The following is a 12438-nucleotide window of genomic DNA, read 5'->3' as shown; positions in this document are numbered from 1 at the left end:
TTGGGATTCGACCATTGGCTGAAGGAAATCTCTGTATAGCTGTAATTTTTGCAGCATTCAGCAATGCAAAGGCAACGTATTTGGCATTGGGTATACCAGTATATAGTCTCCTCAACAGCCCGATGGAGACGATCATGACCACCACCACTTTCCAGCCCGGCACCGACAACCACGCTTCGAACGACGCCCTGCACGCGGTCGCCGAATTTCCGGTGGCCTGGTTCGAAGCCACCCCGGCCTATCTGGTCCTCAGCCCGATCGGCGCCTTCCTCCGCGAATGGATCGCCGCCTCCCCGGTGGGCTTCATCCTGAGCCTGCTGAAGCGCTGACGCTCGGCCAGCCGCCTTCCACCGCCAATCAACGGAGACGATCATGAGCATCCTCAGCCTTCATCGCGGCGACCACGGCATCCATGGCGAAGCCCAAATGCTGCACCCGGTTCGCGATTTCATCGCCGACTGGCTGGAAGCCACTCCCGCCGCCATCCTGCTGCGTCCGGTCGGTGCGTTCCTGGCGGATTGGGTGAAGTCCACCCCGGCGGTGATCCTGTTCCAGTCTCTGCATCGCTGATCACAGCGCAAGAACAAGAAAATCTGAGGGTTTGAAAGGCGACCGCGGCACAGCCCAACAATTCGGGCGGCCGCGGCCTTTTCTTTTTTGGAGGTCCGCTTTCGGCCTGCGCCTCAGGCGCCGCCGCGGACATCCTCGACCAGCAACTCCAGCCGCGGCAGATCGCGCACCACCAGCGCGTCGGAGCGGCGTTCGAGCATCCCGTCACGGGTCAGGTCACTCAACACGCGGGCCACTGTCTCGCGGGTGGTGCTGACACGCGCGGCAATGTCTGAATGGACCGGGATCGGCGTGATGATCGCGGACGCGCCCTGCCGCGACGCGCGCCGGGCAAGCCGCAGCAGTTCCGCATGCACGCGGTTGTTGGCACCGAGGGTCGACAGTTCCATGATGCGGTCGGTGGCGCCGCGCAGCTTGTCGCACAGGCGCAGCATCATCGCCATCGCCAGTTCCGCATGGACGGTGACCAGAGTCTGGAAGGGCTTCGCCGGCAGGAAGGCGATCAGCGCCCCCTCCTCCAGCGCCACCACCGACGCGGAGCGCGGCCGGCCGTCCAACGCCGACATCTCCCCCACCAGTTCCCCCGCATCGATATCGCTGAAGCTGATTTCGCGCCCGCCGGCCGAATGGCTGAGCACCCGCACCTGCCCCTCCACCACGAAGGCAACGTCGCGCGTCTCCGCCCAATGGTCGATCAACTGCTCGTCGGGACCGAAGCGGCGCCAGCGGCATTGGCGCGCCACCGCGGCGCGCTGATCGGCGGAAAGCGGGCGCAGCAATTCGATGCGGTCCAGCCCGGCGGCCGGAGGGTCGGCCGGGGTGTCGGGCAGCGCATCGGCCAGACTGTCGGATTTGCTCATTTCGGCCTTCGGTACTGGAAGTTCCGGAGCCGCCCCGGACTGTTTGTTGCGCCAAAGGATAGCGTGACCTGCGCAAAGGTGGAAGGCGCTGTGACCAATGGCCGGTGTCAACCCTCCGTTAACGCCGAACGCGCAGAAGGGAACGACGCCTCGCCGACCCGTCCCCCAACCGCCCCCGTTCATCGTTGCCGGAGCGCCGACCATGACCAGCCTGTTCACCGTGCCCACCGCCCGCCGCGTCGATTCGCAACGGCTGCTGTCGGTCGCCCTGATCCCCTTCGCCGCGGCCATCGCCATGGCGAGCACCGTCGCCGCCACCGGATTCACCGCCAGCCCGCTGGGCGAGGCGAACAGCACGCTGGGCTTCCTGCTGGATTTCGTGAAGTTCTGCTATCTGGCCGTCGCCATGGCCCATCTGTCCGGCGCCATCGCCGACCGCACCTGCGGCAGCATGGCCGCCGGCCTGTCGATGGACGAGTTCGACGCGCCGGAACCGATGTCGCGCGAAGAATTCTGGCGCGCCTTCCCCAACCATGTCGACGGCGCCGCCATCGCCGGGGCCGTTACCCTGCTGTGCGTGATCGCCGGATCGCTGGTCGGCTGATCCTTCCGCCGCCAAACGGCAGTTGAGAGAGAACCGCGCTTGCCCCACTATGGCGCGGACAGACGATCGGCGGATGGGCGGGCGTGAGCGGAGATCAGACTGAACCGAAGGTCCCCGGAAAGGGTCAGGCGAAAGCCCAGAAGGCCCAGCCTGCCAAGGCCCAGCCGGCGGAGTCACGGCACCGCCGCGAAGGCATCGGGTTCATGGGACGCCTGCGCGCCTATTTCCTGGCCGGCATCCTGGTGACGGCCCCCATCGCCATCACCGTGTATATTGCGTGGTGGTTCGTCTCGCTGATCGACGGCTATATCCGGCCGCTGATCCCCAGCACCTACAATCCCGAAAACTACCTGCCCTTCTCCATTCCCGGCATCGGCGTGCTGGTGGTCATCGTCGCCGTCACCCTGATCGGCGCTTTCACCGCCGGCTATGTCGGACGCCTGGTTCTGGGCGTCGGCGAGGGGGTGGTCGGGCGCATGCCGGTCGTCCGCTCCGTCTATGGCGGGGTGAAGCAGATCTTCGAGACGGTGCTGGCCAAGAAGTCCAATGCCTTCCGCGAGGTGGTGGCGATCCAGTATCCGCGCCCCGGCGTGTGGTCGCTGGGCTTCATCACCGGCGGCGCCCATCCGGAGGTGCAATTGCAGCTGGCCGGAGTGGCGGACGACATCGTCAACGTCTTCATCCCCTGCGCGCCGCCCACCGCCGGCTATCTGGCGATGGTGCCGCGCCGCGAGGTGACCGTGCTGAACATGAGCGTCGAGGACGGGCTGAAGCTGGTGATGTCCGGCGGCATCGTCGTCCCGCCCGAGCGGCGCCCGACTCTGGTGGAGCCGCCGTCCGGTCCCGGCCCCAACCCTGGCCAGGATGGCCCCAACCAGGAAGGCGGCAACGATCAGCCCGACCGCAAGGTCTTGGCCGCCGCGTCGCGTTCGAACAGGTAGAGCAGAGTCCGCAACGCCTGCCCGCGTGGGCTGGCAAGGTCGGGGTCGCGGTCCACAACCAGCCGGGCATCGTCGCGCGCGACCGCCAGCAGATCGCCATGCACGGCGAGATCGGCCATCCGGAAGCCGGGCAGGCCCGACTGACGGGTCCCCAGCACCTCTCCGGCGCCACGCAGGCGCAGATCCTCTTCGGCGATGACGAAGCCGTCCTCGGTGTCGCGCAGGGTCTTCAGCCGCGCCCGCGCCGTTTCCGTCAGGTTCGAATCGAACATCAGCAGACAGCTCGACGGCTTCTCGCCGCGCCCGACCCGGCCGCGCAGCTGGTGAAGCTGAGCGAGGCCGAAGCGCTCGGCATGTTCGATCACCATCACGGTCGCTTCGGGCACATTGACGCCGACCTCGATCACCGTGGTGGCGACCAGCACGTCCAGGCTGCCCTCGGCGAAGGCGGCCATCACGGCGTCCTTGTCCGGCCCGCGCATCTTGCCATGGACCAGCCCGATCCGGTCGCCGAAGGTGGCGCGCAGGAAGGCGTGGCGCTCGGTGGCGGCGGCAAGGTCGCTCTGTTCCGATTCATCGACCAGCGGGCAGACCCAATAGACCCGCGCGCCCTCCGCCACCTTGCGCTGGATGCCGTGGACCACCTCCTCCAGACGGTCGAGCGCGATGGTGACGGTCTGCACCGGCTTGCGGCCGGCCGGCTTCTCGGTCAGGCGCGACACGTCCATGTCGCCATAGGCGGTCAGCGTCAGCGTGCGCGGAATCGGCGTGGCGGTCATCACCAGCACGTCCACCGCCCGGCCCTTGGCCGACAGTTGCAGGCGCTGGTGGACGCCGAAGCGGTGCTGTTCGTCGATCACCGCAAGGGCCAGGTCCTTGAAAGCGACATCCTCCTGGAACAGGGCATGGGTGCCGACCAGCAGCGGCAGTTCGCCCGACGCCAGCCGGTCGAGCACGGCCTGACGCGCCTTGCCCTTGTCGCGGCCGGTCAGCAGGCCGATTTCGACTCCAGCGGCCTTGCAGAGCGGCGCGAGGCTTTCGGCATGCTGGCGGGCCAGGATTTCAGTGGGGGCCATCAGCGCGGCCTGGGCGCCGGTCTCCACCGCGTTCAGCATCGCCATCAATGCGACGACCGTCTTGCCGCTGCCGACATCGCCCTGGAGAAGCCGCAGCATCCGCCGTTCGGCCGCCATATCGGCGTAGATGTCCTCCAGAGAGGCCGCCTGCGAACCGGTCAGCGAAAAGGGAAGCGCCGCGAGCGCCGCCTGGCGGAGCCTGCCGTCGCCCTCGGTCGCGCGTCCGGCCAGCCGGCGCTGGCTCGCCCGCACCAGCATCAACGCGAGCTGGTTCGCCAGCAGCTCGTCATAAGCGAGACGGCAGCGGATCGGCGCGGTGGCGGCGAGGTCGCCCTCGTCCTCCGGCGTGTGGGCGCGCTTCAGCGCTTCGGCCCAGTTGGGCCACTGGCGACGGGCGAGCCATGCCGGATCCTGCCATTCGTCGAGCGTCGGAATGTCGTTCAGCGCAGCCCGCACCGCCTTGCGCAGGGTCTTGGCCGGCAGGCCGGCGGTCATCGGGTAGACCGGCTCCACCAGTTCCAGCTCTTCCTTGGAATCGACCGGGACGACGGCATCGGGATGGGTGATCTGGGCGGTGTCGTTGAACCACTCCACCTTGCCGGAGACGACCATGGTGGTGCCGGCCGGAATCTGCTTCGACAGCCAGTCGCCACGGACATGGAAATAGACCAGTTCCAGTACGCCGGTCTCGTCGGTGCAGCGGATCTTGTAGGGATGGCGCGGGTTCACCGGCGGCGCGTGCGAATCGATGCGCACGGTCAGGGTGGCGATGCGCCCGTGCGGCGCCTGCGCGATCTTCGGCGAAAAGCGGCGGTCGACCACGCCGCAGGGCAGATGCCACAGCAGATCGACGACGTGGGCGCCGGCGAGCTTCTCCACCAGCTTGCCCAGACGGGGGCCGAGGCCGGGAAGTGCCGTAACCGGTTTGAACAGCGGAAACAGGATGGCGGGACGCACGGGCGGGACGCTACCGGGAAAGCCTTCGACGGCTTCCAGAAAGCCGGGCGGACCCAGCCGCGTCAAGACTGCTGAAGGGAACCGGGGAAAAGAAGGGACGGCGGAGCGCACCCGAGGCCAGGGGCCTATGGTGGGGGGCAACGTCGGCCTTGGATTTGGCCACGGACGCGCTCCGCCGATAGGTGCCGTCCGGAGGCAAACGGGAGAACCGGACGGTCATATCCGATGGCAGGGGACCATCGGGAAGAGACACCAGATAAGAAGACGCTCTCGTGACGGGCCGGTGTTTCAGGGGGGCTGGCCCGACCGCGTCACAAGAAGGACAATAGCCCGGCCGCCCTGTCCCGAACCTGACCCGTCCATGAAATCCACTTCATGAACTGCGGTCGCCGCATCGGCTGGAATGACTGGAAAATGAGGTGGTCCACGGCGCATTGCCCGGCCGGCGGTGCGGCCGGGTAAGGCCGGTCATTGAAGTTCATTGATGGCGGGTAAATCGCGACCGTAATCCGGTCCTCAGAACCACCAGGCAGTCGACCGCTCGATAGAATCCGAAGTGGTAATTCTTAATCCCCGAGGGAGATATCTCGCATTTAAAGTTCTTTTAACCCTATTCGACGCCTAATCGGTCTCGCGGGACGTTCGATCCCGAGAAGACGCTCTACCGAACATTAGACCCACACGACACCAAGGGAGCTACCTATGCCCGCACACAAGGTCGCCGATGAAGTCCGCTTGGCCAGCCGCATCCATGCGCGCCTGCTCGACGCCTTCATCGACTTGACGGAGCGGGAACTGGCCGGACTGGCCCCGGGCTTCGCCGAGGAAAGCCTGACGGAGGCCCTGGAGGCCTTGCGCGCCGCCCGCAAGAACTACGGTACGACCGCCGGGGTGATGGTCGTCTCGAACCTGGAATTGCCGCAGGCCTCCAACGCCGCCTGACACCCGGCGGTCTCCGTTCAGACTCCGGTCAGGCGGAGGCCGGCTTGCGGGTACGCGGCTTGCGGGTCTTGGGGGGCTCCGGAATTGCGGACGCCGGTTCGGCGGCTTTCACCGATGCCCGCGGCTTCGCGTTGGTGGTCTTGCGCGGAGCCTTCACCACCGCGACGACCGGGGCGATATCGGGAATGGCCGCCGCCTCGGCCAGAATTGCGCGTTCGGCCTGCAGCCAATGGTCGGCGTCACGGCCATGGGGACGACCTTCGTCCAGCCAGATCGCATAGGCGCGGTCACGGATGCGCTGTTCGACATCCACGGTCATCACATCTCCCCAGGGAATGGTGGTCGGGTTTGCTGCGATGCAAAGACTGCACAATTTGCGAAAAACACGCAACCAAGCGGATCGTTATCGGCCCTTAACCACAGACCGCCACACGCCTCGTCCGTCACTCCGATGACGTTTCGCCATGCTCCGGCTGCCGGCTCTGCTGAACCTCGCGCCATTTGGCGACGTTGCGGTTGTGGTCGGACAGCGACTTGGCAAAGACATGGCCGCCCGTGCCGTCGGCGACGAAATACAGGAACTCGTGCCGTTCCGGCTTCATCACCGCCTGGATAGACGCCTTGCCCGGATTGGCAATGGGGCCCGGCGGCAAGCCGGTCACCACATAGGTGTTGTAGGGTGATTCGAACTTCCAGTCGTTGCGGGTCAGCGCCCGGCCGAGTTCTCCGCTGCCATCGGTCAGCGCATAGATCACCGTCGGATCCGATTGCAGCTTCATGCCGGCTTCCAGCCGGTTGACGAAAACGCCGGCCACCCGGGGTCGCTCGGCGGCGACACCGGTCTCCTTCTCGACGATGGACGCGAGGGTCAGCGCTTGCTGCGGCGTCTCGATGGGAAGGTTCTGATCGCGGGTCTTCCACGCCTCCGCCAACGCCTGGGTCATCGCCGTCTGCATCCGCTCGATCAGTGCGGCGCGGCTGTCGCCATAGGCGAAGTGATAGGTCTCCGGCAGGAGCGAGCCTTCCTTCGGCGGCTTCGCGACGTCGCCGGTCAGCACGGCTTCCCGTTCCAGAAGCGCCACCACCTGGGCCGAGGTCAGCCCTTCCGGCACGGTGATGCGATGCACGACGGTGCGGCCCTGGCGCATCTGCTCCAGGACGCCCTCGATGCTGATTCCTGCGGGGAACTGATATTCGCCGGCCTTCAACTCTCGGAAGGTCCCGGACAGCTTGGCTGCGGCGACGAACACCAACGGTGAACCGATCACGCCGGAATCGCCCAGCGTGATGGCAATGGCCTCAAGCCCGCTGCCGCGCGGGATGACGACCGTCTCGGCCTGCTCCAACGGACCGGGAGCCGAATAGCGCTGGTAGCCCCAGACGCCGATTCCGCCCGCCGCACCGACCGCGAGGGCCAGCGTCCCCGCGAAAATCCGGAGACCCCAGCCCATCGCTCACCTCTTAAAGACTGCAGACCGCAATGCAGGTGCGGAGATTCGCTTACGCGAATTCCTTGAACACCAGCGAGGCGTTGGTGCCGCCGAACCCGAAGGAGTTCGACAGCGCGGCGCGCACGCGGCGCTCCTGCGCGACCTTCGGCACCAGATTGACGCCCATGCAGCTTTCCGACGGGTTGTCGAGATTCAGCGTGGGCGGCACGATGCCGTGATTGATCGCCTTGATCGAGTAGATCGCCTCGACCGCGCCGGCGGCCCCCAGCAGGTGGCCGATGGCCGACTTGGTGGAGGACATCGCCAGATTGTCCATGGAGTCGCCGAACAGGCGCTTCACCGCGCCCAGCTCGATCTCGTCGCCGAGCGGCGTCGAGGTGCCGTGGGCGTTGACGTAGTCGATCTCGGACGGGTTCATGCCGGCGCGCTTCAGCGCCGCCTTCATGGCGCGGAAACCGCCATTGCCGTCTTCCGCCGGAGCGGAGATGTGGTAGGCGTCGCCCGACATGCCGTAACCGACCACCTCGGCATAGATGGTGGCGCCGCGCTTCTTGGCGTGCTCCAGTTCCTCCAGCACAACGACACCGGAACCCTCGCCGATGACGAAGCCGTCGCGGTCCTTGTCATAGGGACGCGACGCCTTCTCCGGCGTGTCGTTGAAGTTGGTGGACAGCGCGCGCATGGCGGCGAAACCGCCGACGCCGAGACGGCTGACCGCCGCCTCCGTGCCGCCGGCGACCATGACGTCGGCATCATCCCACATGATCAGACGGGCGGCGTCGCCGATGGCGTGCGCGCCGGTCGAGCAGGCGGTGACGACCGCGTGGTTGGGGCCCTTGAAGCCGTGCTGGATCGAGATGTGGCCGGAGGCCAGATTGATCAGGCAGGCGGGGATGAAGAAGGGCGACAGGCGGCGCGGACCCTTTTCATGCAGGGTCACGGCGCCGTCGGCGATGCCCGGAAGGCCGCCGATGCCCGAACCGACCATGACGCCGGTCCGCTCGCGCTCTTCATCGGTCTGGGGAGTCCAACCCGAATCCTTGATTGCTTCCTGCGCCGCGGCAATGGCGAAGATGATGAAGTCATCCATCTTGCGCTGGTCCTTCGGCGAAACGAAGGTGTCGGCGTTGAACTCGCCCTCACCCGTTCCGCGCGGGAGCTGCCCGGCGACCTTGGAGGCCAGGTCCGAAGCGTCGAACCCCGTGATGCCGCGGATTCCCGAAGTTCCGGAAATCAGCCGCTCCCAGTTCAGCGTGTGGCCGACGCCGAGCGGCGTGACCATACCGAGTCCGGTGACGACGACACGTCTCATGAGGCTGTTCCTTGACCTTTCCTCGAATAAACTGTCGACGAACTCGTCGTCGACGGCCAGGCCCCGCGCTGCTGATGTCGCAATTGCGGTTCGCCTGGCCCTCGGGGGCTCAATGCCCGCGGCCCGATCAGGCTGCGGCGTTGGCCTTGATGAAGTCGATGGCGTCCTTCACCGACAGGATCTTCTCCGCGGCGTCGTCCGGGATCTCGACACCGAACTCTTCCTCGAAGGCCATGACCAGCTCGACGGTGTCGAGGCTGTCGGCGCCCAGATCGTCGATGAAGGAGGCGTTCTCCACCACCTTCGACTCCTCGACACCCAGGTGGTCCACAACGATCTTCTTCACGCGCTCGGCGATGTCGCTCATCTTTTAAGACCTTCCAATCCTTGAAACCGCTCGGGATAATCCGGTCGGAGCAACACGCGAAGAACGTGCCGTCCTGCCGCGAAAAGCCCCGTCCGATAACACATTTCAGCAGCCTTGACCAGCACCCGCGAGGGAGCCCGGTTGGCGCCGTTCTTCACACGTGGCGATGCCGCCCCGTCCGATCCTCATCAGATCATGGCCATGCCGCCGTTGATGTGCAGCGTCTGGCCGGTGACGTAGGCGGCCTCCTCGCTCGCGAGGTACACGACCCCGGCGGCGATCTCGTCCGGCTGGCCCATGCGGCCGGCCGGAATGGCGGGGAGCAGCTTCTGCTTCTGCTCGTCGTTCAGGGCGTCGGTCATGGCCGTGGTGATGAACCCCGGCGCGACGCAGTTGACGGTGATGTTCCGCGAGGCCAGCTCGGCCGCCAGCGACTTCGACATGCCGATCAGGCCGGCCTTCGACGCGGCGTAGTTGGCCTGCCCCGGATTGCCGGTGACGCCGACGACCGACGTGATGTTGACGATGCGGCCCCAGCGGCGCTTCATCATGCCGCGCATGGCGGCCCGCGACAGGCGGAAGGCCGCCGTCAGGTTCACGTCGATGACCGACTGCCAATCCTCGTCCTTCAGGCGCATCGCGATCTGGTCGCGGGTCAAGCCGGCATTGTTGACGAGGATGTCGATCTTGCCCAGCGCCGCCTCGGCGTCCTTGAACAGCTGCTCGGTCGCCGCGGCCTCTGACAGGTTGCCGGGCACGACAAAGGCGCGCTCGCCCAACTCGGCGGCCAGTGCCTCCAGCGGGGCAACGCGGGTGCCGGACAGCGCGACGGCGGCGCCCCGGGCATGCAGCGCACGGGCGATCGACGCGCCGATGCCGCCGGACGCGCCGGTGACGAGGGCCGACTTGCCGGTCAGGTCAAACATGGATGGCCTCACGAGGCTGAAGTATCACGGGTCTGATGGGTCACAGGGTCTTCAGGAACGACTCGACATCGGCCGGCGTTCCGACCGAGATCGCCGCCAGATCCTTGTCGATGCGCTTGGTCAGTCCGGCGAGAACCTTGCCCGACCCGACCTCGACCAGCCGCTCGACACCCTGTTCCTTCATATAGAGCACGCATTCGCGCCAGCGGACCATGCCGGTCACCTGCTCGACCAGCAGCGGGCGGATGGCGTTGGGGTCCGACACCGCCGAGGCGGTGACGTTCGCCACCACCGGAACCACCGGGGCGGCAATCGTGACGTTCGCCAGAGCCTCCGCCATCGCATCGGCGGCCGGCTGCATCAGCGAGCAATGGAAGGGCGCCGACACCGGCAGGCGCACCGAGCGCTTCAGCCCGCGTTCCGCCGCCAGCGCGATGGCACGGTCGATGGCGTCGGCACTGCCGGAGATCACCACCTGCCCGACCGAATTGTCGTTGGCGATGCTGCACACCTCGTCCTGGGCGGCGTCGGCGGCGATCGCCTGCGCCTGCTCCAGATCGGCGCCCAGCAGGGCCGCCATGGCGCCCTTGCCGACGGGAACCGCCTTCTGCATCGCCTGCCCGCGCAGCTTCAGCAGGCGCGCGGTGTCGCCCAGCGAGAAGGCGCCGGCGGCACAAAGCGCCGAATATTCGCCCAACGAATGGCCGGCGACGAAGGTGGCGTGCTTGGACAGGTCGACCCCGCCTTCGCTCGCCAGAACCCGCATCACCGCGACGCTGACCGCCATCAGAGCGGGCTGCGCGTTCTCGGTCAGGGTCAAATCGGCCTCGGGGCCTTCGACCATCAGTCGCGACAGCCGCTGGTTCAGCGCGTCGTCCACCTCTTCGAAGGTGTGACGGGCGACTTCGAACGCTTCGGCGAGTTCGCGGCCCATGCCGACAGCCTGGCTGCCCTGCCCCGGAAAGACGAACGCCCTGGTCATGCTTCGGTGAAACCCTGGATGAATGCGCCCCGCCCCTGCGGCGGCACCATGGATTGGGCGACAGTCATACCCTCACTTTTTAGCAAGTCAAGCGACGCGCGATGACCAAAGCGACAATGGTGCGATAAAACGCCACGTATTGACGCAGAAGGCCTACGAAAAACCGCCGTGCAGAAGGGATTGTTCGTGGGCTGACCCAGAGGCGCCGCGAACCGGGTCTTGCGCCTTCTGCTGCGGCGCAAATCAAAGGGCTGCGCTCATGCCTTGCCCACCAGCGCCACCCTGGTCCATGGCCTGATCTGCGCCAATGCCTCCAGCACCATCGGGCCGATCAGGCCGGCGATCAGCGCCACACAGAAAATCATGCCGTCCGTGGCGTCCAGCCGGTGCAGGACCACCCGCGCACCGGCGGCGAACAGGGCATGGTGCAGATAGATGGCGTAGGAGGAGGCGCCCACCGTCCGGAAAATCCGACCAGGCGGCATGGCATGCAGCAGCGTCACCGCTCCGCCCATGCCGCACAGCAGGGCGACGCCGCTGTTCCAGCCGAAATGGGGCAGATATCCCCACAGCGACGCCTGATGCAGAGCCACGCCGACGGCGAGCGCGGCAACGGCGGCCCCGAGCATCGCCTGCCGGGGAACCATGGCGCGGAAGCGGGTCACCCCCACCCCCAGCAGAAAGTGCGGCAACAGGAAGCAGGCCTCGTTCACCGACAGGATGTTCGAGTCGACATGGACCGTCAGGCACAAGAGCACCGCGGCCGCCATGGCGAGCACGAAGCCGCCCGGCCGGTCCATTGCGTGCAGCGCGTCGAGCAGCGCGACCCCCGTGAAGATCAGGAACAGCGCCTGCAGATACCAGAAATGGGCGTAGGAGAAGACATAGATCCGCCACATCGAATCGGGAGCGGCGGTCCCGTTCGCACCCGGCGCGTGGGTCTGCAGCAGATAGAAGAGAGTGGACACCACCAGGAAGGGAAAGCCCAGGCGGCGCAGCTTCTTGACGAAGAAGGTCTTCAGCCGGTCTCCCCTGGCCGGGTTCAGGGCGTAGACGAGCCCCGAAATGAAGGTGAAGAGCGGCATGCGGATCAGTTCGAAGCTGTCGGTGGCGTAGCGGTAGATCGATCCCTCCGCCACCTGCATGCCAGCCCCGGGAATGCCGACCACGTGGTAGGCGACCAGCAGGATGCAGGCCAGCCCCCTCAATTCCACGACATGATACGGCAACATGTTCTTGCGCATGGCTACTCCAGGCACCGGGCTGTCATCACCGCGGGCGGAGTGCGCGACCGACGGACGCACCGCGAACTCCGCCGCAAAACGGCAGGCTGAACATGGCGCCTCGAGCGATCCGATGCACTTCGGTCAAATGCGCCGGAGCTTATCCCGCGCGATAGCCACCCCTGCCCCGCCCAGCCCAACCCATGATCAGGGAGGCGCAGCGGGGG

General features: G+C 66.5%; 14 protein-coding genes. 5 read left to right on the top strand and 9 right to left on the bottom strand.

The genetic code is table 11. The features are described from left to right. Positions 1-134: 134 nt before the first annotated feature. Both PWS46_RS04735 and PWS46_RS04730 read left to right on the top strand, forming a co-directional pair. A complete protein-coding gene (locus tag PWS46_RS04735; protein ID WP_434618715.1) occupies positions 135-329 on the top strand; it encodes a hypothetical protein in 195 nt (64 codons plus the stop codon). Between the two features lie 43 nt (positions 330-372). Next, entirely contained in the window at positions 373-570 is a 198-nt protein-coding gene (locus tag PWS46_RS04730) for a hypothetical protein (protein WP_434618712.1), read from the top strand. Positions 571-683: 113 nt separating this feature from the next. Here PWS46_RS04730 and PWS46_RS04725 read toward each other — a convergent pair whose 3' ends face one another. Then, a complete protein-coding gene (locus PWS46_RS04725) occupies positions 684-1430 on the bottom strand; it encodes a Crp/Fnr family transcriptional regulator (RefSeq protein WP_434618710.1) in 747 nt (248 codons plus the stop codon). A 202-nt stretch (positions 1431-1632) separates the two neighbouring features. Here PWS46_RS04725 and PWS46_RS04720 point away from each other — a divergent pair, with 202 nt between their 5' ends. Both PWS46_RS04720 and PWS46_RS04715 read left to right on the top strand, forming a co-directional pair. Beyond that, the gene (locus PWS46_RS04720; RefSeq protein WP_434618707.1) at positions 1633-2034 is read left to right on the top strand and encodes a hypothetical protein; all 402 of its coding nucleotides are present in this window, start codon (positions 1633-1635) and stop codon (positions 2032-2034) included. A gap of 203 nt (positions 2035-2237) precedes the next feature. Then, positions 2238-2975, top strand: coding sequence for a DUF502 domain-containing protein (locus tag PWS46_RS04715; RefSeq protein ID WP_434618704.1), 738 nt, complete (start codon positions 2238-2240; stop codon positions 2973-2975). On the opposite strand, the gene recG is transcribed toward PWS46_RS04715, so the two are convergent. After that, a complete protein-coding gene (gene recG, locus PWS46_RS04710) occupies positions 2927-5008 on the bottom strand; it encodes an ATP-dependent DNA helicase RecG (RefSeq protein WP_434618701.1) in 2082 nt (693 codons plus the stop codon). The two genes, PWS46_RS04715 and recG, sit on opposite strands and share 49 nt — an antisense overlap. Positions 5009-5710: 702 nt before the next feature. Between recG and PWS46_RS04705 the strand changes: the two genes are divergently transcribed. Then, positions 5711-5950 (top strand): hypothetical protein, encoded by a 240-nt coding sequence (locus PWS46_RS04705; protein WP_085089184.1) that lies wholly within the window; start codon positions 5711-5713, stop codon positions 5948-5950. 28 nt (positions 5951-5978) lie between these two features. Here the strand turns inward: PWS46_RS04705 and PWS46_RS04700 are convergent, their stop codons facing one another. The 7 genes from PWS46_RS04700 to PWS46_RS04670 all read right to left on the bottom strand — a co-directional run bounded on the left by PWS46_RS04700 (position 5979) and on the right by PWS46_RS04670 (position 12232). Then, positions 5979-6269: a DUF2934 domain-containing protein gene (locus PWS46_RS04700; RefSeq protein ID WP_434618698.1), complete on the bottom strand. Its 291-nt coding sequence runs from the start codon at positions 6267-6269 to the stop codon at positions 5979-5981. A gap of 124 nt (positions 6270-6393) precedes the next feature. Continuing rightward, positions 6394-7401, bottom strand: a complete 1008-nt coding sequence (mltG, locus tag PWS46_RS04695; RefSeq protein WP_434618695.1) for an endolytic transglycosylase MltG — start codon at positions 7399-7401, stop codon at positions 6394-6396. Positions 7402-7450: 49 nt separating this feature from the next. Continuing rightward, on the bottom strand, positions 7451-8713 hold the full coding sequence (gene fabF, locus PWS46_RS04690) for a beta-ketoacyl-ACP synthase II (RefSeq protein WP_434618692.1): 1263 nt from the start codon (positions 8711-8713) through the stop codon (positions 7451-7453). A gap of 127 nt (positions 8714-8840) precedes the next feature. Beyond that, positions 8841-9080 carry an acyl carrier protein gene (locus PWS46_RS04685; RefSeq protein ID WP_014247969.1) on the bottom strand — a complete coding sequence of 80 codons (240 nt, stop codon included), beginning with the start codon at positions 9078-9080 and terminating at the stop codon, positions 8841-8843. A 188-nt stretch (positions 9081-9268) separates the two neighbouring features. Beyond that, complete coding sequence (gene fabG / locus PWS46_RS04680) at positions 9269-10006, bottom strand: 3-oxoacyl-[acyl-carrier-protein] reductase (RefSeq protein WP_434618688.1); 738 nt, start codon at positions 10004-10006, stop codon at positions 9269-9271. Between the two features lie 40 nt (positions 10007-10046). Next, positions 10047-10988 (bottom strand): ACP S-malonyltransferase, encoded by a 942-nt coding sequence (gene fabD / locus PWS46_RS04675; RefSeq protein WP_434618685.1) that lies wholly within the window; start codon positions 10986-10988, stop codon positions 10047-10049. A gap of 257 nt (positions 10989-11245) precedes the next feature. Further along, positions 11246-12232, bottom strand: coding sequence for an acyltransferase family protein (locus PWS46_RS04670; RefSeq protein WP_434618682.1), 987 nt, complete (start codon positions 12230-12232; stop codon positions 11246-11248). Positions 12233-12438: the final 206 nt, after the last annotated feature.

The sequence above is a fragment of the Azospirillum sp. B2RO_4 genome (assembly GCF_051124815.1).
Taxonomy (GTDB): Bacteria; Pseudomonadota; Alphaproteobacteria; order Azospirillales; family Azospirillaceae; genus Azospirillum.
This window is presented reverse-complemented; position numbering and strand designations above follow the sequence as displayed.

Bases quoted from the DNA above. Each gene is read 5' to 3' on its own strand.
- fabG (WP_434618688.1), bottom strand. From the start codon at position 10,006: ATGTTTGACCTGACCGGCAAGTCGGCCCTCGTCACCGGCGCGTCCGGC.
- PWS46_RS04670 (WP_434618682.1), bottom strand. From the start codon at position 12,232: ATGCGCAAGAACATGTTGCCGTATCATGTCGTGGAATTGAGGGGGCTG.
- mltG (WP_434618695.1), bottom strand. From the start codon at position 7,401: ATGGGCTGGGGTCTCCGGATTTTCGCGGGGACGCTGGCCCTCGCGGTC.
- fabD (WP_434618685.1), bottom strand. From the start codon at position 10,988: ATGACCAGGGCGTTCGTCTTTCCGGGGCAGGGCAGCCAGGCTGTCGGC.
- PWS46_RS04700 (WP_434618698.1), bottom strand. From the start codon at position 6,269: ATGACCGTGGATGTCGAACAGCGCATCCGTGACCGCGCCTATGCGATC.
- PWS46_RS04735 (WP_434618715.1), top strand. From the start codon at position 135: ATGACCACCACCACTTTCCAGCCCGGCACCGACAACCACGCTTCGAAC.
- fabF (WP_434618692.1), bottom strand. From the start codon at position 8,713: ATGAGACGTGTCGTCGTCACCGGACTCGGTATGGTCACGCCGCTCGGC.
- PWS46_RS04720 (WP_434618707.1), top strand. From the start codon at position 1,633: ATGACCAGCCTGTTCACCGTGCCCACCGCCCGCCGCGTCGATTCGCAA.
- PWS46_RS04705 (WP_085089184.1), top strand. From the start codon at position 5,711: ATGCCCGCACACAAGGTCGCCGATGAAGTCCGCTTGGCCAGCCGCATC.
- PWS46_RS04730 (WP_434618712.1), top strand. From the start codon at position 373: ATGAGCATCCTCAGCCTTCATCGCGGCGACCACGGCATCCATGGCGAA.
- PWS46_RS04685 (WP_014247969.1), bottom strand. From the start codon at position 9,080: ATGAGCGACATCGCCGAGCGCGTGAAGAAGATCGTTGTGGACCACCTG.
- PWS46_RS04725 (WP_434618710.1), bottom strand. From the start codon at position 1,430: ATGAGCAAATCCGACAGTCTGGCCGATGCGCTGCCCGACACCCCGGCC.
- PWS46_RS04715 (WP_434618704.1), top strand. From the start codon at position 2,238: ATGGGACGCCTGCGCGCCTATTTCCTGGCCGGCATCCTGGTGACGGCC.